The organism is Enterobacter sp. YSU (assembly GCF_016082135.1).
Lineage (GTDB): Bacteria > Pseudomonadota > Gammaproteobacteria > Enterobacterales > Enterobacteriaceae > Enterobacter > Enterobacter hormaechei_C.
Genome location: NZ_CP059487.1, coordinates 2636100 through 2661826, shown reverse-complemented (window position 1 = coordinate 2661826; position 25727 = coordinate 2636100). Strand labels below are relative to the sequence as shown.

24 protein-coding genes are annotated in these 25727 nt (G+C 57.8%); 8 read left to right on the top strand and 16 right to left on the bottom strand.

Features of this window, described 5'->3' with window-relative positions; genetic code table 11:
• The 5 genes from lysS to xerD form a co-directional block, all read right to left on the bottom strand.
• Nucleotides 1–1518, bottom strand: coding sequence for a lysine--tRNA ligase (gene lysS, locus H2Z33_RS12960; RefSeq protein WP_003863452.1), 1518 nt, complete (start codon nucleotides 1516–1518; stop codon nucleotides 1–3).
• A 9-nt stretch (nucleotides 1519–1527) separates the two neighbouring features.
• A protein-coding gene (gene prfB / locus H2Z33_RS12955; protein ID WP_096147815.1) for a peptide chain release factor 2 occupies nucleotides 1528–2626 on the bottom strand; the annotation gives its coding sequence in 2 pieces (ribosomal slippage) (nucleotides 1528–2550 and nucleotides 2552–2626; 1098 coding nt in all).
• Between the two features lie 90 nt (nucleotides 2627–2716).
• Nucleotides 2717–4450, bottom strand: coding sequence for a single-stranded-DNA-specific exonuclease RecJ (gene recJ, locus H2Z33_RS12950; RefSeq protein ID WP_017382886.1), 1734 nt, complete (start codon nucleotides 4448–4450; stop codon nucleotides 2717–2719).
• A gap of 5 nt (nucleotides 4451–4455) precedes the next feature.
• Nucleotides 4456–5169: a bifunctional protein-disulfide isomerase/oxidoreductase DsbC gene (gene dsbC, locus H2Z33_RS12945; RefSeq protein ID WP_003863443.1), complete on the bottom strand. Its 714-nt coding sequence runs from the start codon at nucleotides 5167–5169 to the stop codon at nucleotides 4456–4458.
• Between the two features lie 28 nt (nucleotides 5170–5197).
• Nucleotides 5198–6094 carry a site-specific tyrosine recombinase XerD gene (gene xerD / locus H2Z33_RS12940; RefSeq protein WP_032669270.1) on the bottom strand — a complete coding sequence of 299 codons (897 nt, stop codon included), beginning with the start codon at nucleotides 6092–6094 and terminating at the stop codon, nucleotides 5198–5200.
• A gap of 101 nt (nucleotides 6095–6195) precedes the next feature.
• On the opposite strand from xerD, the gene fldB reads away from it, so the two are divergent.
• Entirely contained in the window at nucleotides 6196–6717 is a 522-nt protein-coding gene (gene fldB, locus H2Z33_RS12935; protein ID WP_015571793.1) for a flavodoxin FldB, read from the top strand.
• A gap of 1 nt (nucleotide 6718) precedes the next feature.
• On the opposite strand, the gene H2Z33_RS12930 is transcribed toward fldB, so the two are convergent.
• Entirely contained in the window at nucleotides 6719–7129 is a 411-nt protein-coding gene (locus H2Z33_RS12930) for a protein YgfX (RefSeq protein ID WP_017382887.1), read from the bottom strand.
• Nucleotides 7110–7376 carry an FAD assembly factor SdhE gene (gene sdhE, locus H2Z33_RS12925; protein WP_003863437.1) on the bottom strand — a complete coding sequence of 89 codons (267 nt, stop codon included), beginning with the start codon at nucleotides 7374–7376 and terminating at the stop codon, nucleotides 7110–7112. Before sdhE ends, H2Z33_RS12930 begins: the two co-directional genes overlap by 20 nt.
• A gap of 295 nt (nucleotides 7377–7671) precedes the next feature.
• On the opposite strand from sdhE, the gene ygfZ reads away from it, so the two are divergent.
• Nucleotides 7672–8652, top strand: a complete 981-nt coding sequence (ygfZ, locus tag H2Z33_RS12920) for a tRNA-modifying protein YgfZ (protein WP_048219529.1) — start codon at nucleotides 7672–7674, stop codon at nucleotides 8650–8652.
• 111 nt (nucleotides 8653–8763) lie between these two features.
• Here ygfZ and trhA read toward each other — a convergent pair whose 3' ends face one another.
• Nucleotides 8764–9423: a PAQR family membrane homeostasis protein TrhA gene (gene trhA, locus H2Z33_RS12915; RefSeq protein WP_003863433.1), complete on the bottom strand. Its 660-nt coding sequence runs from the start codon at nucleotides 9421–9423 to the stop codon at nucleotides 8764–8766.
• A gap of 266 nt (nucleotides 9424–9689) precedes the next feature.
• Between trhA and H2Z33_RS12910 the strand changes: the two genes are divergently transcribed.
• The 6 genes from H2Z33_RS12910 (at nucleotide 9690) to H2Z33_RS12885 (ending at nucleotide 15607) form a co-directional block, all read left to right on the top strand.
• On the top strand, nucleotides 9690–10421 hold the full coding sequence (locus H2Z33_RS12910) for a MurR/RpiR family transcriptional regulator (RefSeq protein ID WP_015571796.1): 732 nt from the start codon (nucleotides 9690–9692) through the stop codon (nucleotides 10419–10421).
• 116 nt (nucleotides 10422–10537) lie between these two features.
• Nucleotides 10538–11971: a 6-phospho-beta-glucosidase BglA gene (gene bglA, locus H2Z33_RS12905; RefSeq protein WP_017382891.1), complete on the top strand. Its 1434-nt coding sequence runs from the start codon at nucleotides 10538–10540 to the stop codon at nucleotides 11969–11971.
• 124 nt (nucleotides 11972–12095) lie between these two features.
• Nucleotides 12096–12455: a hypothetical protein gene (locus tag H2Z33_RS12900; RefSeq protein ID WP_032660255.1), complete on the top strand. Its 360-nt coding sequence runs from the start codon at nucleotides 12096–12098 to the stop codon at nucleotides 12453–12455.
• Nucleotides 12456–12503: 48 nt separating this feature from the next.
• Nucleotides 12504–14513 (top strand): protein-disulfide reductase DsbD family protein, encoded by a 2010-nt coding sequence (locus H2Z33_RS12895; RefSeq protein ID WP_045356749.1) that lies wholly within the window; start codon nucleotides 12504–12506, stop codon nucleotides 14511–14513.
• A 1-nt stretch (nucleotide 14514) separates the two neighbouring features.
• Nucleotides 14515–15117, top strand: a complete 603-nt coding sequence (locus tag H2Z33_RS12890; protein WP_032669266.1) for a DsbA family protein — start codon at nucleotides 14515–14517, stop codon at nucleotides 15115–15117.
• Nucleotides 15107–15607, top strand: a complete 501-nt coding sequence (locus H2Z33_RS12885) for a protein disulfide oxidoreductase (protein ID WP_063134854.1) — start codon at nucleotides 15107–15109, stop codon at nucleotides 15605–15607. The genes H2Z33_RS12890 and H2Z33_RS12885 overlap by 11 nt, the downstream gene beginning before the upstream one ends.
• Before the next feature lie 2 nt (nucleotides 15608–15609).
• Here the strand turns inward: H2Z33_RS12885 and H2Z33_RS12880 are convergent, their stop codons facing one another.
• The 8 genes from H2Z33_RS12880 to H2Z33_RS12845 form a co-directional block, all read right to left on the bottom strand.
• Nucleotides 15610–16353 carry an SDR family oxidoreductase gene (locus H2Z33_RS12880; RefSeq protein WP_015571798.1) on the bottom strand — a complete coding sequence of 248 codons (744 nt, stop codon included), beginning with the start codon at nucleotides 16351–16353 and terminating at the stop codon, nucleotides 15610–15612.
• A gap of 70 nt (nucleotides 16354–16423) precedes the next feature.
• Entirely contained in the window at nucleotides 16424–19297 is a 2874-nt protein-coding gene (gene gcvP / locus H2Z33_RS12875; protein ID WP_058689566.1) for an aminomethyl-transferring glycine dehydrogenase, read from the bottom strand.
• A 124-nt stretch (nucleotides 19298–19421) separates the two neighbouring features.
• Nucleotides 19422–19811 (bottom strand): glycine cleavage system protein GcvH, encoded by a 390-nt coding sequence (gene gcvH, locus H2Z33_RS12870; RefSeq protein WP_006811885.1) that lies wholly within the window; start codon nucleotides 19809–19811, stop codon nucleotides 19422–19424.
• 23 nt (nucleotides 19812–19834) lie between these two features.
• Nucleotides 19835–20929 carry a glycine cleavage system aminomethyltransferase GcvT gene (gene gcvT / locus H2Z33_RS12865; RefSeq protein WP_017382898.1) on the bottom strand — a complete coding sequence of 365 codons (1095 nt, stop codon included), beginning with the start codon at nucleotides 20927–20929 and terminating at the stop codon, nucleotides 19835–19837.
• Between the two features lie 397 nt (nucleotides 20930–21326).
• Nucleotides 21327–22529, bottom strand: a complete 1203-nt coding sequence (gene ubiI, locus H2Z33_RS12860) for an FAD-dependent 2-octaprenylphenol hydroxylase (RefSeq protein WP_033487631.1) — start codon at nucleotides 22527–22529, stop codon at nucleotides 21327–21329.
• A gap of 12 nt (nucleotides 22530–22541) precedes the next feature.
• Nucleotides 22542–23720 (bottom strand): 2-octaprenyl-6-methoxyphenyl hydroxylase, encoded by a 1179-nt coding sequence (ubiH, locus tag H2Z33_RS12855; protein ID WP_063134851.1) that lies wholly within the window; start codon nucleotides 23718–23720, stop codon nucleotides 22542–22544.
• Nucleotides 23717–25030: a Xaa-Pro aminopeptidase gene (gene pepP / locus H2Z33_RS12850; protein WP_026080576.1), complete on the bottom strand. Its 1314-nt coding sequence runs from the start codon at nucleotides 25028–25030 to the stop codon at nucleotides 23717–23719. The genes ubiH and pepP overlap by 4 nt, the downstream gene beginning before the upstream one ends.
• 31 nt (nucleotides 25031–25061) lie before the next feature.
• Complete coding sequence (locus H2Z33_RS12845; protein ID WP_003860099.1) at nucleotides 25062–25640, bottom strand: YecA family protein; 579 nt, start codon at nucleotides 25638–25640, stop codon at nucleotides 25062–25064.
• Between the last annotated feature and the right edge of the window lie 87 nt (nucleotides 25641–25727).

Here is a 25727-nt window from a genome sequence, read left to right as displayed (position 1 = left end):
TTATTTCACCGGACGCATCGCCGGGAACAGGATCACGTCGCGGATGGTGTGGCTGTTGGTGAACAGCATCACCATACGGTCGATACCAATACCCAGGCCAGCCGTCGGCGGCAGACCGTGCTCCAGCGCGGTCACGTAGTCTTCGTCGAAGAACATCGCTTCGTCGTCGCCTGCCGCTTTCGCGTTAACCTGATCCTGGAAGCGCTGCGCCTGATCTTCTGCATCGTTCAGCTCGCTAAAGCCGTTACCGATTTCGCGGCCACCGATGAAGAATTCGAAGCGGTCAGTGATTTCCGGGTTCTCGTCATTACGACGCGCCAGGGGAGACACCTCCGCCGGGTATTCAGTGATGAAGGTCGGCTGAATCAGATGCGCTTCGGCCACTTCTTCGAAGATCTCGGTCACGATACGACCCAGGCCCCAGCTCTTCTCAACCTTAATACCGATGCTTTCAGCGATCGCTTTCGCAGAGTCGAAGTTATCCAGATCCGCCATGTTGGTTTCCGGACGGTATTTCTTGATCGCTTCGCGCATGGTCAGTTTTTCGAACGGCTTGCCGAAGTCGAACACCTCTTCACCGTAAGGCACCTGGGTGGTGCCCAGAATGTCCTGCGCCAGGGTGCGGAACAAGGATTCAGTCAGCTCGATCAGATCTTTGTAATCCGCATACGCCATATAGAGTTCCATCATGGTGAACTCTGGGTTATGACGTACGGAGATACCTTCGTTACGGAAGTTACGGTTGATCTCAAACACACGGTCGAAACCGCCGACCACCAGACGCTTCAGGTACAGTTCCGGCGCGATACGCAGGTACATGTCCAGGTCCAGGGCGTTGTGATGGGTGATGAACGGACGGGCAGAGGCACCGCCTGGGATCACCTGCATCATCGGGGTTTCTACTTCCATAAAGTCGCGGTTAACCATGAACTGGCGAATACCGGCCATGATCTGGGAGCGAATTTTGAAGGTCTTACGGGATTCATCGTTAGAGATGAGATCCAGGTAACGCTGACGATAGCGCGCTTCCTGATCCTGCAAACCGTGGAACTTGTCCGGCAGCGGGCGCAGGGCTTTGGTCAGCAGACGCAGTTCGGTGCAGTGGATAGACAGTTCACCGGTCTTGGTTTTGAACAGTTTACCTTTAGCGCCCAGGATATCGCCGAGGTCCCACTTTTTGAACTGCTCGTTGTAGATGCCTTCCGGCAGGTCGTCACGAGAGACGTACAGCTGAATGCGGCCGCCAACGTCCTGTAAGGTCACGAAGGACGCTTTACCCATGATACGACGGGTCATCATGCGGCCCGCCACGGACACTTCAACGTTCAGCGCTTCCAGCTCTTCGTTCTCTTTACCGTCGAAGTCTGCGTGCAGTTGGTCTGAGGTGTGGTCACGACGAAAATCGTTCGGGAACGGCACGCCCTGCTCGCGCAGCGCTGCCAGCTTCTCGCGGCGGGTTTTCAGTTCGTTGTTAAGATCGACTACCGCGTCAGCGCCCTGTGCTTGTTGTTCAGACATGTTGGTTCCTCATAACCCTGCTTTCAAACTTGCTTCGATAAATTGGTCCAGGCTGCCGTCCAGCACCGCCTGCGTGTTGCGGGTTTCAACCCCGGTACGCAGGTCTTTGATGCGGGAGTCATCAAGGACGTAAGAACGGATCTGGCTGCCCCAGCCGATATCGGACTTGTTGTCTTCCATCGCCTGCTTCTCAGCATTTTTCTTCTGCATCTCCAGCTCATAAAGCTTCGCTTTCATCTGCTTCATGGCCTGGTCTTTGTTCTTATGCTGGGAACGGTCGTTCTGGCACTGTGTTACCAGCCCGGTTGGAATGTGGGTAATACGCACCGCAGATTCCGTACGGTTAACGTGCTGACCACCCGCGCCGGATGCGCGGTAAACGTCGATACGCAGGTCCGCCGGGTTGATGTCGATATCGATATCTTCATCGACTTCCGGGTAGACAAACGCGGAGCTGAAGGAGGTGTGACGACGGCCGCCGGAATCGAACGGGCTCTTACGCACCAGGCGGTGAACGCCGGTCTCGGTACGCAGCCAGCCGTAAGCGTAATCGCCAATAATCTTGATGGTGACGGATTTGATACCCGCCACTTCACCTTCGGACTCTTCGATAATCTCGGTTTTGAAACCGCGCGCTTCCGCCCAGCGCAGGTACATGCGCATCAGCATGCTCGCCCAGTCCTGCGCTTCGGTACCGCCAGAACCTGCCTGAATATCGAGATAGCAGTCAGCGCTATCGTATTCGCCGGAGAACATGCGACGGAATTCCAGCTGCGCCAGCTTCTCTTCCAGCACGTCGAGCTCTGCCACGGCTTCGTTAAAGGTTTCTTCGTCGTCGGCTTCGACAGCCAGCTCCAGCAGCCCAGAAACATCTTCCAGACCCTGCGCCATTTGATCCAGCGTATCTACGATGGCTTCGAGGGAGGAACGCTCTTTACCCAGCGCCTGAGCGCGCTCAGGTTCGTTCCAGACGTCCGGCTGTTCCAGCTCGGCGTTTACTTCTTCGAGACGCTCTTTCTTGGCATCGTAGTCAAAGATACCCCCTAAGAACGTCAGAGCGCTCCGTGAGGTCCTGAATGCGGTTTTTTACCGGATTAATTTCAAACATGGTCTGTTTTCTTTTATGAGCTTGTCAAAATGCGGTGATAAGAGCGGGATTGTACCGAATCCACGCCCTTTTTTATAGAGATTACTGACGCTAAATTGGCCAGATATTGTCGATGATGATCTGAAGGGAGCGGTTACCGCGGAACTCGTTAATATCCAGCTTATAGGCCAGCTCAACCTCGCGCACGCCGTTGTCCGGCCAGATGGAGGTATCAACGTTAAAGGCGATGCCGTCGAGCAGCGGTCCGCCGCCGACCGGTTCCACCATCACTTTGAGATGGCGTTCGCCCACGATGCGCTGTTGCAGCAAACGAAAACGTCCGTCGAAAAGCGGCTCCGGGAACATCTGCCCCCACGGGCCGGCATCGCGCAGCATCTGCGCCACCTCCATGGTCATTTCAGCCGGTGAAAGCTCACCGTCAGAAACCACTTCACCCTGCAACAGAGCCGGATCGATCCACTCGGTGACCAGTTCGCCAAACAGACGCTGGAATTCGTCGAACTTCGCCTCTTCCAGCGACAGGCCTGCCGCCATCGCGTGACCGCCGAACTTAATCATCAGGTTCGGATGCAGCGTATCCAGACGCTCCAGCGCATCGCGCATATGCAGACCCTGAATGGAACGACCGGAGCCTTTCAGCGTGCCGTCCCCGGCGGGGGCGAACGCGATCACCGGGCGGTGGAAACGCTCTTTAATGCGCGACGCCAGAATGCCCACCACGCCCTGGTGCCATTCGGGGTGATACATCGCCAGCCCGCCCGGCAGGGTATCGCCGCTGCGCTCCAGCTTTTCGCACAGGGTCAGCGCTTCGGCCTGCATGCCCTGCTCAATCTCTTTACGGGTCTGGTTGAGTGCGTCCAGCTCACTGGCCAGCACGCGCGCTTCGCCGATGTTGTCGCACAGCAGCAGCGCAACGCCAACCGACATATCATCCAGCCGCCCCGCCGCGTTCAGGCGCGGGCCGAGGGCAAAGCCTAAATCGCTTGCCGCAAGCTTCAGCGGATCGCGGTTGGCAATTTCCAGCAGCGCCTTAATCCCCGGACGGCATTTACCTGCCCGAATGCGGCTTAAGCCCTGCCAGGTGAGAATACGGTTATTGGTATCGAGTGGCACCACGTCCGCCACGGTTCCCAGCGCCACCAGATCGAGATACTCCGCGAGGTTCGGCACGGCAATTCCGCGCGATTCGAACCAGCCCTTATCTCGCAGCAACGTGCGTAATGCCAGCATCAGATAAAACGCCACCCCTACTCCGGCCAGCGATTTCGACGGGAAATCGCAGTCGCGCAGGTTCGGGTTAATGATGGCTTCGGCGGCAGGCAGAGTTTCTCCTGGCAGGTGGTGATCGGTGACCAGTACCGGGATCCCCAGCGCATGGGCATGATCGACCCCCGCATGAGAAGAGATCCCGTTATCCACGGTCATGATCATCTGTGCGCCACGGGCGTGGGCCTGATCGACCACTTCCGGGCTGAGGCCGTAGCCGTCTTCAAACCGGTTCGGCACCAGGTAAGTCACGTTATCGCAGCCCAGCGCACGCAGGCTGAGCACGCTCAGCGCGGTACTGGTTGCGCCGTCGGCATCGAAATCGCCCACCACGACAATCCGCGTGCCTTCCCGGAACGCGTCGTAGAGCATTTCAGTCGCTTTTTCGATGCCACTCAGCGCTTGCCAGGGCAGCATGCCTTTGACGCTGCGCTCAAGATCGCTTGCCGTACGCACGCCACGGCTGGCGTACAGCCGCTTTAACAGCAGCGGAAGCGTGTCTGGTAAATCCGCGGTTTCACCCGCATCGCGGCGGCGCAGTTTTATCGGGGCTTTCACGCGAATTATTTACCACCCATCTGTTTCTGGTGCTCGTCGAGGAACGCTTTCATCTCTTTTGGCCCCTGGTAGCCCGGCACCACGTAGCCGTTACTCAGCACAATGGCTGGCGTACCGCTCACGCCAAACTGTACGCCCAGCGCGTAGTGGTTAGCGATGTCGATATCGCAGGACGCGGGCTTCACGCCTTTGCCGTTCATCGCGTCATCAAAGGCCTTGTTGCGGTCTTTCGCACACCAGATCGCTTTCATATCCTGCTCAGGCTGGCTCTGCACGCCGGCACGTGGGAAAGCCAGGTAACGCACGGTAATGCCCAGCGCGTTGTAGTCTTTCATCTCTTCATGCAGCTTGTGGCAGTAGCCGCAGGTGATGTCGGTGAAGACGGTAATAACGTGCTTTTCCTGCGCCGCTTTGTAGACAATCATCTCTTTTTCGAGCGCGTTCAGGTTTTTCATCAGTAGCTGGTTAGTGACGTTCACCGGCTGCGCGCCGCTCACGTCGTACATAGGCCCCTGAATGATGTGCTTGCCGTCTTCGGTCACGTACAGCACGCCGCTGTTGGTCAGCACCGTTTTCATGCCAGCCACCGGCGCTGGCTGGATCTCGCTGCTGGCGACGCCGAGTTTCGTCAGAGACTGTTTAATGGCGGCATCGTCCGCATGGGCAAAACCGGAAACCGAAGCTGCCAGCAGGGTGAACAGCGCTAAAGACTTTTTCATATTTGTTCCTGTAACAATTCGTCGGCACTCACGCGCGAGGGTGGTGCTGTTGGTGTAGCTGCCGCAGGCGTTCCGTCGCGACATGGGTGTATATTTGCGTCGTTGAAAGATCGCTGTGTCCAAGCAACATCTGCACCACGCGTAAATCAGCGCCGTGGTTTAACAGATGCGTCGCGAAGGCGTGACGCAAAACGTGCGGCGACAGCTTCTCACTGTCAATACCCGCCAGTGTGGCGTAATGTTTAATGCGATGCCAGAACGTTTGTCGCGTCATCTGCTGCGCGCGCTGGCTCGGGAACAATACATCTATGGAGACGCCGTTCAGCAGCCACGGACGCCCGTGGTCCAGATACGTCTCCAGCCAGTAGACCGCCTCTTCACCCAGCGGCACCAGCCGTTCTTTGTTCCCTTTACCGATAACGCGCACCACGCCCTGACGCAGGCTGATATCGCTCATCGTCAGGCCCACCAGCTCGGAAACGCGCAAGCCCGTGGCATACAATAGTTCAAGCATGGCTTTATCGCGTAACTCCAGCGGAAGGTCAACTGCGGGCGACTGTAATAATCTCTCAACTTGTGCTTCGCTGAGATCTTTTGGCAGCCGCTGAGGCAGTTTAGGCGATGCCAGCAGTGCGCTGGGGTCATCCGCGCGGATCTTCTCGCGGTACAGGTGCTGGAACAGGCGGCGCATGGCGCTCAGCAGACGTGCAGAGCTGGTGGCTTTGTACCCCCCTTCCATCCGCTCAGCCAGTAACCCTTGCAGGTCATCGCTTTGCGCGCTTTCAAGCGTCAGCCCACGATGTGCCAGCCACTCGACCAGCAGCGTGAGATCCCGACGATAGGCGCTGAGCGTATTTTCAGCGAGGTTTTTCTCCAGCCACAGCGCGTCGAGAAACTGTTCGATGAGTGCGAGATCCTTTTCCACATCAGCCCCTTTGGTTCTGCAATCTGGCCATTATGCCTGATTGCCATCGGTTTCTGGTACACTACGCGCAAAGTCATAGCAAGAATTGAGATAGTTACGCGATGAATATTGGTCTGTTCTATGGTTCCAGCACCTGCTACACCGAAATGGCGGCGGAGAAAATTCGTGACATCATTGGCCCGGAACTGGTGACGCTGCATAACCTGAAAGATGACGCGGTTGCCTTGATGGAGCAGTACGATGTGCTGATTCTGGGTATCCCTACCTGGGACTTTGGTGAGATTCAGGAAGACTGGGAAGCCATCTGGGATCAGCTCGATTCAGTCAATTTTGAAGGCAAAATCATTGCGATGTACGGCATGGGCGACCAGTTGGGCTACGGGGAGTGGTTCCTTGACGCACTCGGCATGCTGCACGACAAACTGGCGCCAAAGGGCGCGACCTTTATCGGCTACTGGCCTACGGAAGGCTATGAGTTCACCAGTCAAAAACCGATTATTGCCGACGGTCAGCTGTTTGTCGGGCTCGCGCTGGATGAAACCAACCAGTACGATCTTAGCGACGAGCGCCTCCAGAGCTGGTGCGAGCAGATTCTGGGTGAGATGGCCGAGCAGTTCAGCTGATTTACTCCTGCGTCGGCTGTTGCACGATCAACCGGCGCAGATCTCGCCACTCCGCAGGATCCATACTGTCTGCGGCCAGCCACAGGTGCTGGCGACGGTTATCCTCGACCCGACGCAGCCGTAGCATCATCCCGGTATTAAGCATCCACGGCGTCCCCATCATCTCCCACTCTTTTCCCTGCCAGCGCAGGCGAGAATCCATCAGCAGCTTAATTTCACCCTGACGGGCGTTGATTCGACGCTGGCTGCGCACGCTGTCAAACACCACAAACGACAGCAATAGCAACCACAGAGGGGTATAGCTAAGCGGCCACGGCACCAATAACACCAGTGCCGCCACCAGCCCGTGGAGCAGTAAGGACATCCACTGTGAGCGCCACGAGACGCGAAGATCAGATTGCCACAGGACCACGTTCCTGATTCCGTGTTTGAATTAATTGCACCATCCGTTGCAACTCGGTGTCGGCGGGCTTGCCGTGATTCATCAGCCAGTTGAATAAATCCGGATCGTCAGACTCAAGCAGACGGACAAACAGGCGCTTATCGTCATCGCTTAAGCTGTCGTACTCATACTCGAAGAAAGGCATGATGGAGATATCAAGTTCACGCATGCCGCGACGGCACGCCCAGTGAATACGGGCCTTGTTGTTAATATCCATGTTCTGTTTCCTGCATTACGTTTGGCACAGTCGGTATCCCGTTTGGTATTCATTATTGCTCTTCGGGAACACCTGCTAGTGTAACGTGTTTTTGACCGTTTCTTTACTGGAATATTGCGAACCTCGAGCAGGCTCCCTGAATAATCCTTATAAAGACAGCGGATTACACTATATTTGCGTAGCGCCACGCATAACCGCGTAATGGCACGAATGGCCTGCTGAAAGCGCTTGCATTGAATACAGTCTCTTTTACCATTAGGTATTATCAAAGCGTTAAGCAATTCAGGACATCACTATGGCATTTACACCATTTTCTCCTCGCCAGCCCGCCGCCTCTGCGCGTCTGCCGCTGACGCTGATTACTCTTGATGACTGGGCACTGGCGACACTGACTGGTGCGGACAGTGAAAAATACCTGCAAGGCCAGGTCACGGCGGACGTGGCGCAGTTGACTGAGCACCAGCATCTGCTGGCCGCGCATTGCGATCCAAAAGGCAAAATGTGGAGCAACCTGCGTCTGTTCCGCCGTCAGGACGGATTCGCCTTTATTGAGCGCCGCAGCCTGCGTGACGCCCAGCTTAAAGAGCTGAAAAAATACGCGGTCTTTTCTAAAGTCACCATCGCCCCGGACGATGAACACGTTCTGCTGGGGGTCGCGGGTTTCCAGGCGCGTGCAGCGCTGAAAAACCTGTTTGCCGAGCTGCCGGATGCTGAAAAACAGCTGGTCAGCGAGGGAGCGACCTCCATTCTGTGGTTCGAACACCCGGCGGAGCGCTTCCTGCTGGTAACCGACGAAGCAACGGCGGAACGCGTCACTGACGCCCTGCGCGGTGAAGCACAGTTCAACAACAGCCAGCAGTGGCTGGCGCTGAACATCGAAGCGGGCCTGCCGGTGATTGACGCGGCAAACAGCGCGCAGTTTATCCCGCAGGCGACAAACATCCAGGCGCTGGGTGGTATCAGCTTTAAGAAGGGCTGCTACACCGGTCAGGAAATGGTGGCGCGTGCGAAATTCCGCGGCGCGAACAAACGCGCCCTGTGGACACTGGCTGGTCACGCCAGCCGTGTGCCGGAAGCGGGTGAAGATCTTGAGATGAAGATGGGCGAAAACTGGCGCCGTACCGGCACCGTGTTAGCCGCCGTCCAGCTCGATGATGGCCGCCTGCTGGTGCAGGTTGTCATGAATAATGATATGGAGCCCGACAGCGTGTTCCGCGTGCGGGATGATGCAAACACGCTCAGCATTGAGCCGCTACCGTATTCTCTGGAAGATTGATGCTGTATCGCCCGGTGGCGCTGCGCTTACCGGGCCTACGGTGTTGATATTCTCCCTCTCCCTGTGGGAGAGGGTCGGGGTGAGGGCATCAGACCGCACCTTACAAAAAAACTACACCTGCCCAACATACAGATAAATTGCCAGGAAGTGGCACACGCTGCCGCCCAGCACAAAGCCGTGCCAGATGGCATGGTTGTACGGAATACGCTTGCAGACGTAGAAAATCACGCCCAGCGAGTAGACTACCCCGCCCACCGCCAGAAGCGTCACGCCCCCCACCGCCAGCTTAATGGCTAACTGATACACCACAATCAGCGACAGCCAGCCCATTGTCAGATAGGTAACCAGCGACAACACTTTAAACCGGTGCGCAATGGTCAGCTTAAACAGGATCCCCAGCAGCGCCAGGCTCCAGATCACAATCATCAGGCCACGCGACAGCGGTGAGTTGAGCCCCACCAGCAAAAACGGCGTATAGGTACCCGCAATAAGAAGATAGATAGCGCAGTGGTCAAATTTCTTGAGCCATATCTTCGCCCGTTGATGCGGAATAGCGTGATACAGCGTTGAGGCCAGGAAAAGCAGGATCATACTCCCGCCATACAGACTGTAGCTGGTAATGGCCATCGCGCTGGCGTTGGTATCCACTGCCTGTACCAGCAATAACACTAAGCCGACAATCCCAAAAACCAGGCCAATGCCGTGGCTTATACTGTTGGCTACTTCCTCAGCCAGCGAATATCCCTGTGCGATTAATGGTCTGCTCACCATACTTAACTCCGGGAAAACAAAAGATGATTATTCATCGCCAGTCTATGCTAACTGAGAATGATTCCAGTGAACACCTGTTAGCTAAAATAAATCCACATTCAAGATTTATCCTTATAAATCAGCATAATATAAAAACAATCCACCGCACAGGTGTAAATGATTTCATTAACATCTAAGTAATCAAGGAGATAAATCCGTCTCCCGTCCTTCGTCATCATGGTATGCTTCAGGAATAGTGTCCGACAGCGAGTTTAGCCATTGTGAGTATGTTCAGCCATTCCGCCATTGCCAGCCTCAACAATCTGGAAATGATGGTCTACAACTATGTCATTAAGAACCGCGATAAAGTGATGTACATGACCATCCGCGAGCTGGCGGATGCGGCGGGCGTTTCCACTACCACTATCCTGCGCTTCTGCCGCAAGCTCAACTGCGATGGTTACTCGGAATTTCGGGTGCGCTTTAAACTCTATCTGGAGCAGAACGAGCCGCAGCAGGCGAATTTTGGTGCCAGTGAAATCATCAGCTTCTTTAAAAGCGTAAATAACGAAGAGTTTGATGCGCTATTAGATAACGCGGTCGATATTATTTTATCATCTGAACGAATTATTTTTGTCGGTGCGGGCACCTCCGGATCGCTGGCAAAATATGGCGCACGTTTCTTTTCAAATATCGGGAAATTCAGCAACCATATCGACGATCCTTATTTCCCGGTCACTAACGACATGGCTAAAAATGCGCTGGCTATTGTACTCTCCGTCTCCGGCGAAACCGAGGAGATCCTGCGCTTCGCCAGCCAGTTCAGCCTGCACCACTGCAAGGTGCTCTCAGTCACCAGCCACGAACATTCACGTCTCGCAAAGCTGGCGGACTTTAACCTCTCCTGGCATGTCCCGCAAACGCGCATTGGCGGCGTTTACGATATCACCACGCAAATTCCCGTCATCTATATTCTGGAATCATTAGGCCGGAAACTGGCGAAGAAATTAACAGAATAAAACATCCTGTTTTTTTGATGTGACAAATTACAATTTCCGCAAAATGTTATATCGTGACATTTAATTCCGCTTTGCTAGACTCGAAATCAATAAGTCCTGAATTGAGAATAGCAAAGATGAAAAAACTCACCTTACCGAAAGATTTTTTATGGGGCGGCGCGGTAGCGGCGCACCAGGTTGAAGGCGGCTGGAACAAAGGCGGCAAAGGGCCAAGCATCTGCGACGTGCTCACCGGCGGCGCACACGGCGTTCCGCGAGAAATCACGCAGGAAGTGATTGAAGGCAAATATTACCCCAACCACGAAGCCGTCGACTTCTACGGCCATTACAAAGAAGACATCAGGCTGTTTGCCGAGATGGGCTTCAAATGTTTCCGTACCTCCATCGCCTGGACGCGCATCTTCCCGAAAGGCGACGAAACTCAGCCAAATGAAGAGGGGCTGAAGTTTTACGACGACATGTTCGATGAACTGCTGAAGTACAACATCGAGCCGGTGATCACCCTCTCCCACTTTGAAATGCCGCTGCACCTCGTTCAGGAATATGGCGGATGGACCAACCGTAAAGTGGTAGATTTCTTTGTGCGCTTCTCGGAAGTGGTATTTGAGCGCTACAAAAATAAGGTCAAATACTGGATGACCTTCAACGAAATCAACAACCAGCGCAACTGGCGTGCGCCGCTGTTCGGCTACTGCTGCTCTGGCGTGGTCTATACCGAGCACGACAACCCGGAAGAGACCATGTACCAGGTGCTGCACCACCAGTTCGTGGCCAGCGCGCTGGCGGTGAAAGCCGCACGCCGCATTAACCCGGAAATGAAAGTCGGCTGCATGCTGGCGATGGTGGCGCTCTATCCGTACTCCTGCAAGCCAGAAGATGTCATGTTCGCTCAGGAATCCATGCGCGAGCGCTACGTCTTTACCGACGTACAGCTGCGCGGCTACTACCCGTCTTACGTGCTGAACGAGTGGGAACGCCGTGGCTTCTCCATCAAAATGGAAGCGGGCGACGAGCAGATCCTGCGTGAAGGCACCTGCGATTACTTAGGTTTCAGCTACTACATGACCAACGCGGTCAAAGCGGAAGGCGGTACCGGTGACGCCATTTCCGGCTTCGAGGGCAGCGTGCCGAACCCACACGTCAAGGCGTCCGACTGGGGCTGGCAGATTGATCCGGTAGGCCTGCGCTATTCGCTGTGTGAACTGTACGAGCGTTATCAGAAGCCGCTGTTTATCGTGGAAAATGGTTTCGGCGCCTACGACACCGTGGAAGAGGACGGCAGCATCAACGATGACTATCGCATCGACTACCTGCGCGCCCACGTGGAAGAGATGATGAAGGCGGTGACCTGGGATGGCGTGGATCTGATGGGCTACACGCCGTGGGGCTGCATCGACTGCGTCTCCTTCACCACCGGCCAGTACAGTAAGCGCTACGGCTTTATATACGTCAACAAGCACGATGACGGTACCGGTGACATGTCCCGCTCCCGTAAGAAGAGCTTTGAGTGGTATAAAACCGTCATTGCCAGCAACGGCGAAACGCTGTAATGGCTCGCCCTCTCTGCAAGCGGAGAGGGCAAACCGCTTATCTTCCAGACACTTCTTTACAGCTTTTGCGTTGCCAAAATATGTTCGCCCGATAATATAGGCGTCCTGAATATTTGAGGCGAACATGATCAAGCGACAACGCAACGCTATCCTGCTTGTAGCCCTGGCCTGCCTGGTGGTGCTGATATGCACCGCCCAGCGGATGGCCGGGATGCACGCGCTTGTCATGAACGTCACCACCACGAGCCAGTCTGTCCAGCAGGGACAGGAGAGTGCCGACGCACCGGTAACCCCGTGTGAGCTTAGCGCCAAGTCGCTGATGTCGGTCCCGCCTGTTTTATTTGAAGGCGCCCTGATTGCCGTCACCCTGCTGCTGGCGTTGCTGGCAGCCAGTCCACCGCGCCGCGAACGGCAGTGGCCTCCCCGCGTTATCTCCCCGCCCCGATTAAGGGTGCATCTGCGATTATGCGTCTTCCGTGAATGAGCCTTCGCCTGTTACTTCAGGTTAATTCATCATTTACGGAGAAAATTTATGTTTACTGTATTCAGGCGACTGCTGGTCTGCCTGCTTTGGCTATGGCTGCCCCTCAGCCAGGCTGCCGACAGCGGCTGGCTGCGCGCCGCCGATAATCAGCACGCCAGCGTCAGGCTGCGTGCGCAACCCGAAAGCACTGGCGAAACCCGCCTGCTGCTGGACGTCGCCCTGCAAAAAGGCTGGAAAACCTACTGGCGCTCGCCGGGCGAAGGCGGCGTCGCCCCCGCGATTAAATGGCATCAGCCCGTCGAGGCGATCTGGCGCTGGCCTGTGCCGCAGCGTTTCGACGTCGCGGGCATCACCACGCAGGGCTACCACGGCGATGTCAGCTTTCCCATCACTCTGCGGGGCGACGTCCCGAAGATCCTGAGCGGCGTACTGACGCTCTCCACCTGTAGCAACGTCTGTATTCTTACCGACTACCCGTTTTCGCTGAACATGACCGCATCCGCAGGCGCCGGTTTTGATTACGATTTCAGTCGGGCCATGGGCACCCTTCCGCTCAGCGGCGGGTTGACCTCAACGCTTAACGCCACCTATGCCCCCGGCAAGCTGACCGTAACGGCGCAGCGTGACGCAGGCTGGCAGGCGCCGTCCCTGTTTATCGACGGTATGGATGATGTTGATTTCGGCAAACCGGCCCTCACCGTGCGCGGTGACTCGCTGGTCGCCACCGTGCCCGTGACGGACAGCTGGGGCGAGGCCGCGCCCAACCTCAGCGGCAAAACCCTGTCGCTGGTTCTGGCCGATAGCGGGCAGGCACAGGAGTCCAGCCTGAGCATTCAGCCGGGGAACGCCGCGCCGACGCTCTCGTTAGGCTGGGTGCTGCTGATGGCGATGGCGGGCGGTCTGATCCTTAACGTCATGCCCTGCGTACTGCCCGTGCTGGCCATGAAGCTGGGCACGCTGATGCAAACCGAACGGCAGGCGCGGGGTCAGGTACGCCGACAGTTTCTTGCGTCGGTAGCCGGGATCGTGATCTCGTTCCTCGCGCTGGCGCTGATGATGACGGTTTTACGCTTAGGCAATCAGGCGCTCGGCTGGGGGATCCAGTTCCAGAATCCGTGGTTTATTGGCGCGATGGCGCTGGTGATGGTGCTTTTCAGCGCCAGCCTGCTGGGGTTGTTTGAAATCCGTCTCCCTTCCGGCGCCAGCACCTTCCTCGCCACGCGCGGCGGCAACGGGCTTGCGGGTCATTTCTGGCAAGGCGCGTTTGCCACGCTGCTGGCGACGCCCTGCACCGCGCCGTTCCTGGGTACGGCGGTCTCGGTCGCGCTGGCGGCGCCGCTTCCCCTGCTGTGGGGGATCTTCCTGGCGATGGGTATCGGCATGAGCCTGCCGTGGCTGCTGGTGGCGGCCTGGCCGGGGCTGGCCCAGCGGTTGCCGCGTCCGGGACGCTGGATGAACGTCGTACGCGTAGTGCTGGGGATGATGATGCTCGGCTCATCGCTGTGGCTGCTGAGCCTGCTGACGGTGCACATTGGCAGCCTGCCCGTCATCACGCTGGGCGTGTTCCTGATCCTTACGCTGCTGCTGGTCACCGCCTGGCGCTACCGCTGGCAAACGGCACTGCGCGCCGGGGTATTAGCTGTAGTGGTGGCCGGGGCGGTCGCGTTTGTATCCGGTTCCGGCGGCGAGGGTTCCCGCCGCGATCGTATTCACTGGCAGCCGCTCAGCGAGCAGGCCATTGCCCGCGCGCTGGCGGAGAACAAACGGGTGTTCGTCGACGTGACCGCCGACTGGTGCGTGACCTGTAAAGCCAATAAATACAACGTGCTGCTGCGCGACGACGTGCAGGATGCGCTCTCCGCCCCGGACGTTGTCGCCCTGCGCGGCGACTGGAGCCGCCCCTCAGATACCATCAGCCAGTTCTTAACCACGCGCGGCAGCGCCGCCGTGCCGTTTAACCAGATCTACGGACCGGGATTACCGCAGGGCCACGTGCTGCCTGCGTTGTTAAGCCGCGAAGCGGTGCTGAGCACCCTGTCCGATGCAAAAGGAAAATAACATGAGAGCCTTCGTTGCCTTACTTCTGCTGTCGTTATCAACGTTCGGTTTCGCCGCACCTTCTGATGACGCTTCCAGCGACCAGCTGGCAAAACTGCTGTTTAACGACCCCAACAGCCCGCGAACCGGCGCGACATCGCCGAAGCTGACCATCGTCTCCTTCACTGACTACAACTGCCCGTATTGCAAGCAGTTCGACCCAATGCTTGAGAAAATCGTGCAGGAAAATCCCGACGTGCAGCTCATCGTCAAACTGCTGCCGTTCAAGGGACAAAGCTCGGTAAATGCCGCGAAAGCGGCACTCTCAACGTGGCAGCAGGCGCCGGATAAATTCTGGGCGCTCCACCAGCGGCTGATGATGAAAAAGGGCTATCACGATGACGCCAGCATCGCCGCCGCGAAGGTAAAGACCGGAACGGACAGCATTAAAAAGGATGATAAAACCATGGACAGCCTAAAGATGAACCTCATCCTGGCGCAGGTGCTGAATATTCAGGGTACCCCGGCGACCATTATCGGCGACCAGATGGTGGCGGGCGCAATTCCGTATGACGACCTGGAGGGGCTGGTCAAAGAACAGCTGGCAAACGCCCGTGGCAAGTAAGCTTCCGCGCCTGCTGCGCGAGCTGGGCGTATGGCTGCTGATTGGCGTAGCCGTGAGCCTGGCGGTGGACTATTTCCGCCAGCCCGCGCTGCCGCAGAATTTCTCCGCGACGGCACTGCACACCCTCGACGGCCAGCCCGTCGATCTTATCGCCATGAGTAAGGAGCGACCGCTGCTGGTCTACGTCTGGGCGACATGGTGCGGCGTCTGCCGCTACACCACGCCGTCGGTGGCGGCGCTTGCCGCGGACGGGGGTAACGTGATGTCGGTTGCGCTGCGCTCGGGCGATAACGCGACGCTCGAAACCTGGATGAGGAAGAAGAAGGCGACGATGCCCACGGTCAACGACGCCAGCGGAGAACTGGCGCGTGAGTGGGACGTTGAGGTTACGCCAACGCTGGTGGTGATCTCTCACGGTGAGGTGAAGTCGATCACCACCGGCTGGACCAGCGGCTGGGGAATGCGCCTGCGGCTGTGGCTGGCGTCGTAGCGTTACTTCCCGCCAGCCAGCTCCAGGAAGCTACCGGTGACATAGGAGGCTTTGTCGCTTAGCAGCCAGACAATGGCCTGGGCGACCTCCTCCGGCTGACCGCCACGCTGCATCGGTAACATCGACTTCACCCGATCCACACGCCCCGGCTCGCCGCCGGAGGCGTGAATATCGGTATAAATCAGGCCTGGCCGCACGCCGTTAACGCGAATGCCCTGCGCCGCCACCTCCAGCGCGAGGCCGGTGGTCAGGGAATCCACCGCCCCTTTTGAGGCGGCATAATCCACATATTCCCCCGGCGCGCCCAGCCGTGATGCCGCCGAGGAGACATTCACAATCGCGCCGCCCTTGCCGCCGTGTTTATGCGACATGCGCTTAACCGCTTCACGGCAGCAGAGAAAATAGCCGGTGACGTTGGTAGCCAGCACGCGGTTAATACGTTCAGCGGAGAGGTTTTCGATGGTGGATTGTTCAAACAAAATCCCGGCGTTGTTCACCAGCGCGGCGAGCGGCTCACCTTCGCGATCGATGCTGTCGAACATCGCCATCACCTGCGCTTCATCGCTGATGTCCGCGCGTACGGCAAAGGCTTTACCGCCCGCGTCCACGATCTGATTAATGACGTCCGTCGCGGCTTTGATGTTGTGATGAAAATTCACCGCAACGGTGTAGCCTTCGCTTGCCAGCTGTAGCGCGGTGGCTTTACCAATACCCCGGCTGGCGCCGGTGACCAGTGCAATTGCCATTCTTTTCTCCCAATAAAAAAGCCGGGTAGCGGCTTCGCCTTACCCGGCCTACGTTACTACAGGAACAACGTTACTGGTATTCGCTCATCGGCACGCAGGAGCAGAACAGGTTACGGTCGCCGTAAACATCATCAAGACGTTTCACGGTTGGCCAGTATTTGTTTGCCACACCTGCCGGGAAGACAGCCAGCTCGCGGGTATAACCGTGGTTCCACTCTGCCACCAGTTCGTTCTGGGTATGCGGCGCGTTCACCAGCGGGTTATCTTCCAGCGTCCACTCGCCGCCTTTCACGCGGTCGATTTCGCTGCGGATCGCCAGCATGGCGTCGATAAAGCGATCCAGCTCCACCTTGCTTTCAGATTCGGTCGGCTCAACCATCAGCGTTCCCGCAACCGGGAAGGACATGGTTGGCGCGTGGAAGCCGTAGTCGATCAGGCGCTTGGCAATATCCAGCTCGCTGATGCCCGTCTCTTCTTTCAGAGGACGAATATCGAGGATGCATTCGTGCGCCACGCGACCGTCGCGGCCGGTATAGAGCACCGGATAGGCGTCCTTCAGACGCGTTGCGATGTAGTTGGCGTTGAGGATCGCCACCTGGCTGGCCTGCTTCAGCCCTTCCGCGCCCATCATGCGGATGTACATCCAGCTGATTGGCAGGATAGAGGCGCTGCCGAACGGTGCCGCGGAGACCGCGCCCTGACGGGTCAGCATGCCTTCAATCTGCACCACGCTGTGGCCCGGCACAAACGGTGCCAGGTGCGCCTTCACGCCGATTGGGCCCATGCCCGGGCCGCCACCGCCGTGCGGAATGCAGAACGTTTTATGCAGGTTCAGGTGCGACACATCCGCGCCAATAAAGCCCGGAGAGGTGATGCCCACCTGGGCGTTCATGTTTGCGCCGTCGAGGTAAACCTGGCCGCCGAACTTATGCACCACTTCACACACTTCACGGATAGTTTCTTCGTACACGCCGTGGGTGGACGGGTAGGTCACCATGATGCAGGAGAGTTTGTCGCCCGCCTGCTCGGCTTTGGCGCGCAGGTCGGCCAGATCGATGTTGCCGTTTTTGTCGCACGCCACAACCACCACTTCCATTCCTGCCATCTGGGCAGAAGCCGGGTTGGTACCGTGGGCAGAGCTTGGGATCAGGCAGATATCACGGTGGCCTTCATTGCGGCTTTCGTGATAGTGACGGATCGCCAGCAGACCAGCGTATTCACCCTGCGCACCGGAGTTCGGCTGCATGCAGAGCGCGTCGTACCCGGTCAGCTTCACCAGCCAGTCGGAGAGCTGGTTGATCATCATGTGATAACCTTCCGCCTGCTCAGCCGGGCAGAACGGGTGCAGCTCAGAGAATTCAGGCCAGGTAATTGGGATCATCTCAGCCGCGGCGTTCAGCTTCATGGTGCAGGAGCCCAGCGGGATCATCGCCTGGTTCAGCGCCAGATCTTTACGTTCCAGAGAGTGCATGTAACGCATCATCTCAGTTTCGCTGTGATAGCGGTTGAACACCGGGTGAGTCAGGATCGCGTCGTCGCGCAGCATGCTTTCCTGAATGGAGCGGCTGTCGAGCGCAACCTCTTTGTCGAGCGTATCAACGTTCAGACCGTGTGCGTCACCCAGCAATACGTTGAACAGGGTCAGGATATCGTCACGGGTGGTGCTTTCGTCCAGCGTAATGCCGACCGCATTGTGAATGTCGCTGCGCAGGTTGATTTGCGCTGCCTCGGCGCGCGCCAGCACGGCCGCTTTGTCTGCCACCTCGACGCACAGGGTGTCGAAGTAGTGCTCATGACGCAGCCTGAGACCTTTCTGTTGCAGACCGCAGGCCAGGATATCGGCCAGACGGTGGATGCGGCTGGCAATACGTTTCAGGCCAGCCGGACCGTGGAACACCGCGTACAGGCTGGCAATGTTAGCCAGCAGCACCTGCGAGGTACAGATGTTGGAGTTCGCTTTCTCGCGGCGGATATGCTGCTCGCGGGTCTGCATCGCCATGCGCAGCGCGGTGTTACCGGCGGCATCTTTCGATACGCCGATAATACGGCCTGGCATGGAACGTTTAAATTCATCTTTCGCGCCAAAGAACGCCGCGTGCGGGCCGCCGTAGCCCATCGGCACGCCGAAACGCTGAGCTGAGCCGAAGACAATATCCGCGCCCTGTTTACCTGGCGCGGTCAGCAGCACCAGCGCCATAAAATCAGCGGCGACGCTAACAATAACCTTACGGGATTTCAGCTCGGCGATCAGTGCGCCGTAGTCGTGCACTTCCCCGGTGGTGCCCACCTGCTGCAACAGCACGCCGAAGACGTCCTGGTGATCCAGCACTTTTTCAGCGTCGTCGACGGTCACCTCAAAGCCGAAAGTTTCCGCACGGGTGCGCACCACGTCCAGCGTCTGGGGATGCACGTCCGCCGCGACGAAGAAGCGGTTGGCGTTTTTCAGCTTGCTCACGCGCTTCGCCATCGCCATCGCTTCGGCGGCGGCAGTGGCTTCATCCAGCAGCGAGGCAGAGGCGATATCCATACCGGTCAGATCCAGCGTCACCTGCTGGAAGTTCAGCAGCGCTTCCAGACGGCCCTGGGAGACTTCTGGCTGATATGGGGTGTAAGCGGTGTACCAGCCCGGGTTTTCCAGCATATTACGCAGGATCACCGGCGGTAACTGCACGTTGGTGTAGCCCATGCCGATATAAGACTTATAGCGCTTGTTAAGGCCGGCGATGGCCTTCAGCTCCGCCAGCGCGGCGAACTCCGTCGTGGACTCGCCTACCTGCGGCGGCGTAGCAAGCTGGATGTCTTTTGGCACGATCTGGCCGATCAGTGCGTTTAATGAATCCGCGCCAACTGTTTTCAGCATCTCCTGCTGTTGCTGAGCATCCGGCCCAATGTGACGTTCAATGAAGGCGCCACGGTTTTCAAGCTGGCTTAAAGTCTGTGTCATGAGCGATGGTTCCTGAAACGTGCAGTGAATTTAAGTTCCCTCTCCCTTTGGGAGAGGGTTAGGGTGAGGGGAAGATTGGCACCCTCACCCCTGCCCTCTCCCAAAGGGAGAGGGGGATTACTGATTACTCGTCTTCTAACAGTGCTTCGTACGCGGTCGCATCCAGCAGCGCGGCAACCTGCGCTTCGTCGCTGGCTTTGATCTTGAAGATCCAGCCGCCTTCATACGGTTCGCTGTTGACCAGCTCCGGGGAGTCGCTCAGCGCGTCGTTCACGGCAACAATTTCACCGCTCACCGGGGCGTAGATGTCAGAGGCCGCTTTAACGGATTCCGCCACCGCACAGTCGTCGCCTGCGCTCACGGTTGCGCCCACTTCCGGCAGGTCAACAAACACCATGTCGCCCAGCAGCTCCTGCGCGTGCTCGGTGATCCCAACGGTGTAAGTGCCGTCCGCCTCTTTGCGCAGCCACTCGTGTTCTTTGCTGTATTTCAGTTCTGCTGGCACATTGCTCATTGAAGTTCTCCTGATAAAAATAGTTAGGCGACCGGCTTACCGGCGCGAACAAAAATCGGTTTGGTCACGTTGACCGGCATTTCGCGGTTGCGGATCTGCACCACCGCCGTTTCGCCAATCCCCGCCGGCACGCGTGCCAGGGCAATACTGTAGCCGAGCGTCGGGGAGAACGTTCCGCTGGTGATCACGCCTTCGCGATGATTGCCATCGGCATCGGTGAAGCGCACCGGCAGCTCGCCGCGCAGAACGCCTTTTTCTTTCATCACCAGGCCTACCAGCTGTTCAGTGCCCTTCTCGCGCTGCATCTCCAGCGCTTCACGACCAATAAAATCACGGTCAGCCGGTTCCCACGCGATGGTCCAGCCCATGTTGGCCGCCAGCGGAGAGACGCCTTCGTCCATCTCCTGACCGTAGAGGTTCATCCCCGCTTCCAGACGCAGCGTATCGCGCGCGCCCAGCCCCGCAGGCTTCACGCCCGCCTCCACCAGCGCACGCCAGAAATCAGCGGCCTTCTCGTTTGGCATCGCAATTTCGTAGCCCGCTTCACCGGTGTAGCCGGTGGTGGCGATAAACAGATCCCCCGCCTGCACGCCGAAGAATGGCTTCATGCCTTCGGTGGCTTTGCGCTGCTCGTCGCTGAACAGAGAGGCGGCTTTCGCCTGGGCGTTCGGCCCCTGCACGGCGATCAGTGACAGATCGTCACGGACGGTGATGTCGATGGCATAAGGTTCGGCGTGTTGGGTGATCCAGGAGAGGTCTTTTTCGCGGGTGGCGGAGTTTACAACGAGGCGGAAGAAATCTTCGGTGAAGTAGTAGACGATGAGGTCGTCAATCACGCCGCCAGAGGCATTGAGCATGCCGGTATAGAGCGCTTTGCCCGGCGTCTTCAGTTTGGCGACGTCATTTGCCAGCAGATAACGCAAAAACTCCCGGGTGCGGCTACCGCGCAGGTCGACAATCGTCATATGAGACACGTCGAACATACCGGCATCGGTGCGCACCGCGTGGTGCTCATCAATCTGCGAGCCGTAGTGCAGCGGCATCATCCAGCCGTGGAAGTCCACCATGCGGGCGCCGCACAACACGTGCTGTTCGTACAAAGGAGTCTGTTGAGCCATCTTTTCCTCGTTGAAAAATTCACCGTGAAACCCGGTGTCGGCCTCGCGATCGGGGGCCGACGCAAACGTTCTCTTTTACCTGAACTTACCACCGAAACCGGCGGTTAACCATAAGGTAAAACGGGTCATCACATTAGCTTATGACCAAAAATCGCTGAAAAGCCTACAGAGTTATTCACTGGGAAAATGCGATTAAACCCGCATAAAATTAACAATGATCTAACAGGATTTAGCAGATGGTGATATTTCATGCGGAAAAACGGGCCGAATTTCCGTAACATAAAAATAGTTAGATTAGATTTTCTAATGCGAAAAATGACGTGAAATTAGATTATTTCAAACGAGGAAATTTCCCCGGCGCGGAGGCCGGGAAAATAAAGTGTGACGGGGATCGAGATTAACGTAACCAGTCGGGAAGATCGTTGAGGCCCATTGCCTGACGAAGAAGCTGCGGTTTTACGCCGGGAAGGGTGTCGGCCAGCTTGAGGCCAATATCGCGCAGCAGTTTTTTCGCCGGATTCGCTCCGGCAAACAGCTCGCGGAAGCCCTGCATTCCCGCCAGCATCATCGCCGCACTGTGTTTGCGGCTGCGCTCGTAGCGACGCAGATACAGATGCTGACCAATATCTTTGCCTTCCCGATGCAGGCGACGCAGCTCTTCAACCAGCTCAGCCGCGTCCATAAAGCCGAGGTTCACCCCCTGCCCGGCCAGCGGATGAATGGTATGCGCCGCATCCCCCACCAGCGCCAGACGGTGCGCGGCAAACTGACGCGCGTAGCGACCGGTTAACGGAAACGTCTGGCGTTCGCTTTCAAGCATGCACAGGCCCAGACGGTTATCAAACGCCACGCATAGCGCCTGACTGAAGGCATCCGGCGTCGCCTCCTGCATCTGCTGCGCTTTCTCCGGCTCTAAGGACCAGACGATGGAGCAGAGATGCGGATCGGCAAGCGGCAGGAAGGCCAGAATGCCGTCATTATGGAAAATCTGGCGCGCCACGCCGCCGTGCGGCTCTTCGGTGCGGATTGTGGCCACCAACGCGTGATGGCGGTAATCCCAGAAGGTCAGCGGAATATCCGCTTTGTTACGCAGCCAGGAATTGGCGCCGTCGGCACCCACCACCAGACGCGCGGTCAGCATGTCGCCACTTTCAAGAGTGATAAACGCGTCGTTTTCGCCCCACGCCACCTGCTGGAGTTTCGCCGGTGCGATCAGCGTGACGTCGCTGCACTGCTGTGCTTTCTGCCACAGCGCGTGGTGGATCACCGCGTTTTCAACGATGTGTCCAAGGTGGCTGTAGCCCATGCTTTCATCGTCAAACGCGATACGGCCGAAGCTGTCTTTGTCCCACACTTCCATGCCATGGTAACAGCTGGCACGCAGCGCCACGATTTCAGACCAGACGCCAAGGTGCGTCAGTAGCTTTTCGCTGGCGGCATTGATCGCCGAGACGCGCAGCTCCGGCGGTGCATCCTGCGCCACAGGCTGCGGCGCTTTTTGCTCAAGCACGGCCACGCGCAGGCCGCTGCCCTGTAAACCACAGGCCAGCGCCAGTCCTACCATTCCGCCGCCCACAATGGCGACATCAACATTTTGCACGGTCAATACTCCTTAACGCGCGACCCAACCCAGGGTCCGCTGCGCCAGCACGTCACGTGCCGGAATGAACATTTCCATCGCCATCAGCCCAAGGTTGCGACCCGCAACCAGCGGTGCCCAGCGATTGGCAAACAGGTGGACTAAACCGTCGGTGACGCCAATGGTCGCCGCTTTGTCCGCCTGGCGTCGTTTCTGGTAATGGCTCAGCACTGAGTATGCGCCACAATCCTGTTGTTCGCTCCACGTCCGGGCCAGGAGCTCTGCCAGGCTTATCACGTCACGGAGGCCAAGGTTGAAGCCTTGCCCGGCGATGGGGTGCAGCGTCTGCGCGGCGTTGCCGACCAGGGCGACACGATGGGAGACAGTCTGCGATGCGGTCGTCAGCGCGAGCGGATAGGCCACGCGTTTTCCGGCATGGGTGATGCGCCCAAGCCGCCAGCCGAAGGCTTTTTGCAGCTCGGAACAAAAACGTTCGTCGGACCAGGAGAGAACCTCATCGGCCCGATCCTGCGCATGGCACCATACCAGCGAGCAGCGCCCGTTCGACATCGGCAGCATGGCCAGCGGGCCGTGTTCCGTGAAGCGCTCAAATGCCCTGCCGTTATGCGCGCCAGCCGTAGAGACGTTAGCGATGACCGCCGCCTGCCCATAGGGTTCAGAGCGCCATTCGACGCCGCACTGCGTGGCGATCGCGGAGCGTGAACCATCTGCCGCCACCAGCAGTTGCCCCTCCAGCGTGGTGCCGTTGTCCAGCGTCACGCTGACGGCCTCGTCACGACGGCTAAAGCTGGCGACGCGCGCCGGACAGTGCAGCGTGACGCCAGGCGCGTCCTGTAACAGACGGAACAGCCGCAGCCCTACGTTATGCAGCTCGACAACCTGCCCCAGCGCCTCGATCCGGTAATCGTGGGCATCCAGCGTCACAAACCCGGCATGCCCGCGATCGCTGACGTGAACGGTGCCGATCGCCGTTGCGCAATCCGCTATCGCCTGCCAGATCCCAATACGCGCAAGCTGCTGACAGGTTCCCTGCGCCAGCGCGATAGCGCGGGCGTCGAAACCGGGATGATCGGCCGCCTGCGGCGCGACCGCCTCGACGAGATGCACCGGAAGCTGGCCCTGGGTTAACTGCGAAATAGCCAGCGCCAGAGTAGCGCCGGTCATGCCTCCGCCAACGATGATTACGCTCATCCGCGTGCCGCCGCCATCAGCGCCTCGATGTCGTCAGCTTTTTTCACCACGGTCGCGGTCAGGTTTTCGTTACCGGTTTCGGTGATGACGATGTCATCTTCAATACGAATGCCGATCCCGCGGTACTGTTCCGGCACGTCGGCATCCGGCGCGATGTACAGCCCCGGCTCAACGGTCAGCACCATGCCTGGCTCCAGCACGCGCGAACGTTCCGGACCGTATGCCCCGACGTCATGCACATCCAGCCCCAGCCAGTGGCTCAGGCCGTGCATAAAGTACGGACGATGGGCGTTTTCGGTTATAAGGGTGTCCACATCGCCTTTCAGAATGCCGAGCTTCACCAGCCCGGTAATCATGATGCGCACCACCTCGCCCGTAACCTCCTGTATGGAGGTGCCAGGGCGGAACAGCGTCAGCGCGGTCTCCAGAGACTCAAGCACGATGTCATAGATTTCACGCTGCGCGGAGGTGAATTTACCGTTCACCGGGAAGGTACGGGTGATGTCGCCCGCGTAACCCTGATATTCACAGCCGGCGTCAATCAGCACCAGATCGCCGTCGCGCAGTTCACTTTCGTTTTCGGTGTAGTGCAGAATGCAGCCATTTTCCCCGCCGCCTACGATGGTGTTATAGGACGGGAAGCGCGCGCCGTGACGGTTAAATTCATGGTGAATTTCGCCTTCAAGCTGGTACTCGAACATACCGGGACGGCACTTTTCCATGGCGCGGGTATGCGCCAGGGCGCTGATTTCGCCCGCGCGGCGCATCACGTTCAGCTCTTCTTCAGACTTGAACAGGCGCATCTCATGCACCATCGGTCGCCAGTCCGTCAGGGTGGCGGGTGCAGACAAATTCTGACGTGAGCCTTTACGCAGCTTATCCAGCGCGGTGAAAACAATGTCATCCGCATACGCGTATTCGCCCTGGGCGTGATAGAGCACGTCCAGACCGTTCAGCAGTTGGTAGAGCTGCTGGTTGATTTCGCTGTAGGCCAGCGCGCGGTCCACGCCCAGTTTTTCTGGCGCCGCCTCCTGTCCTAAGCGGCGGCCAAACCAGATTTCCGCGGTCAGATCGCGCACGCGGTTAAAAATCACGCTGTGGTTGTGGGTGTCATTGCTTTTAATCAGCACCAGTACCGCTTCCGGCTCGTTAAACCCGGTGAAGTACCAGAAATCACTGCTCTGGCGATAGGGGTATTCGCTGTCGGCGCTGCGCGTCACTTCCGGCGCGGCGAAAATCAGGGCAGCGCTTCCCGGCTGCATTTTTGCCAGCAGCGCCTGACGACGGCGAGAATACTCTTGACTGGAGATAACCATGACACCCTCCTGTGCGTTATTTTTCTTAGTGTAATGTTGGCTTGCGAACTTCCGGCGCGGTCGGCTGCGAGCGCGTAAAGTTGTCGTGGCACAGCAGAGACGCCACGCGTACGTACTCGATAATCTCTTCGAGAGACATCTCCAGCTCTTCCTGGTCTTCGTCTTCATCGTAGCCGAGCTGGGCGATGTTGCGCAGATCGTCGATCGCTTCACCCGCTTCGCCGGTCACTTTATCCAGTTTAGGCTGGGTTACGCCCAGGCCAAGAAGATAGTGGTTTACCCAACCCGCGAGCGCATCAGCGCGATCGAATACGCTGACATCGTCGCCTTCAGGCAGATAAAGCTGAAAAAGAAAGCCATCGTCTTCCAGGGAATCGCTGGTTGCGGCGTGCATTTTACGCAGCGCTTCCGCCAGTTCGTGGCCAAACGCCAGCCCTTCGTTGGTGAGGTCGTGGATCAGCGGCTGCCATGAGCTGTCGCTGTTTCCGCCGCACAGTATGCCGCTGATCAGACCGTGCATTTCGGCAGGGGTCAGACCGACTCCCTGCTGGTTCAGTAACTGGTTTAAATCCTTGTAACCAGGCATTTCGTTCTGTATAGACATACGCATTCGTCATCAAAGGGAGGATATTCATGATATGCTACCACTTTGGACCCTGGTGATACCAGAAAAGGGCTTGTATCTTCACAT

What these genes read in the sequence shown, in the direction of transcription:
- ubiH (WP_063134851.1), bottom strand. Translation starts at nt 23,720, where the DNA reads ATGAGCGTAATCATCGTTGGCGGAGGCATGACCGGCGCTACTCTGGCG.
- ygfZ (WP_048219529.1), top strand. Translation starts at nt 7,672, where the DNA reads ATGGCATTTACACCATTTTCTCCTCGCCAGCCCGCCGCCTCTGCGCGT.
- H2Z33_RS12845 (WP_003860099.1), bottom strand. Translation starts at nt 25,640, where the DNA reads ATGTCTATACAGAACGAAATGCCTGGTTACAAGGATTTAAACCAGTTA.
- H2Z33_RS12880 (WP_015571798.1), bottom strand. Translation starts at nt 16,353, where the DNA reads ATGGCAATTGCACTGGTCACCGGCGCCAGCCGGGGTATTGGTAAAGCC.
- gcvP (WP_058689566.1), bottom strand. Translation starts at nt 19,297, where the DNA reads ATGACACAGACTTTAAGCCAGCTTGAAAACCGTGGCGCCTTCATTGAA.
- lysS (WP_003863452.1), bottom strand. Translation starts at nt 1,518, where the DNA reads ATGTCTGAACAACAAGCACAGGGCGCTGACGCGGTAGTCGATCTTAAC.
- dsbC (WP_003863443.1), bottom strand. Translation starts at nt 5,169, where the DNA reads ATGAAAAAGTCTTTAGCGCTGTTCACCCTGCTGGCAGCTTCGGTTTCC.
- gcvH (WP_006811885.1), bottom strand. Translation starts at nt 19,811, where the DNA reads ATGAGCAATGTGCCAGCAGAACTGAAATACAGCAAAGAACACGAGTGG.
- H2Z33_RS12900 (WP_032660255.1), top strand. Translation starts at nt 12,096, where the DNA reads ATGATCAAGCGACAACGCAACGCTATCCTGCTTGTAGCCCTGGCCTGC.
- H2Z33_RS12890 (WP_032669266.1), top strand. Translation starts at nt 14,515, where the DNA reads ATGAGAGCCTTCGTTGCCTTACTTCTGCTGTCGTTATCAACGTTCGGT.
- gcvT (WP_017382898.1), bottom strand. Translation starts at nt 20,929, where the DNA reads ATGGCTCAACAGACTCCTTTGTACGAACAGCACGTGTTGTGCGGCGCC.
- fldB (WP_015571793.1), top strand. Translation starts at nt 6,196, where the DNA reads ATGAATATTGGTCTGTTCTATGGTTCCAGCACCTGCTACACCGAAATG.
- sdhE (WP_003863437.1), bottom strand. Translation starts at nt 7,376, where the DNA reads ATGGATATTAACAACAAGGCCCGTATTCACTGGGCGTGCCGTCGCGGC.
- H2Z33_RS12910 (WP_015571796.1), top strand. Translation starts at nt 9,690, where the DNA reads ATGTTCAGCCATTCCGCCATTGCCAGCCTCAACAATCTGGAAATGATG.
- trhA (WP_003863433.1), bottom strand. Translation starts at nt 9,423, where the DNA reads ATGGTGAGCAGACCATTAATCGCACAGGGATATTCGCTGGCTGAGGAA.
- bglA (WP_017382891.1), top strand. Translation starts at nt 10,538, where the DNA reads ATGAAAAAACTCACCTTACCGAAAGATTTTTTATGGGGCGGCGCGGTA.
- H2Z33_RS12895 (WP_045356749.1), top strand. Translation starts at nt 12,504, where the DNA reads ATGTTTACTGTATTCAGGCGACTGCTGGTCTGCCTGCTTTGGCTATGG.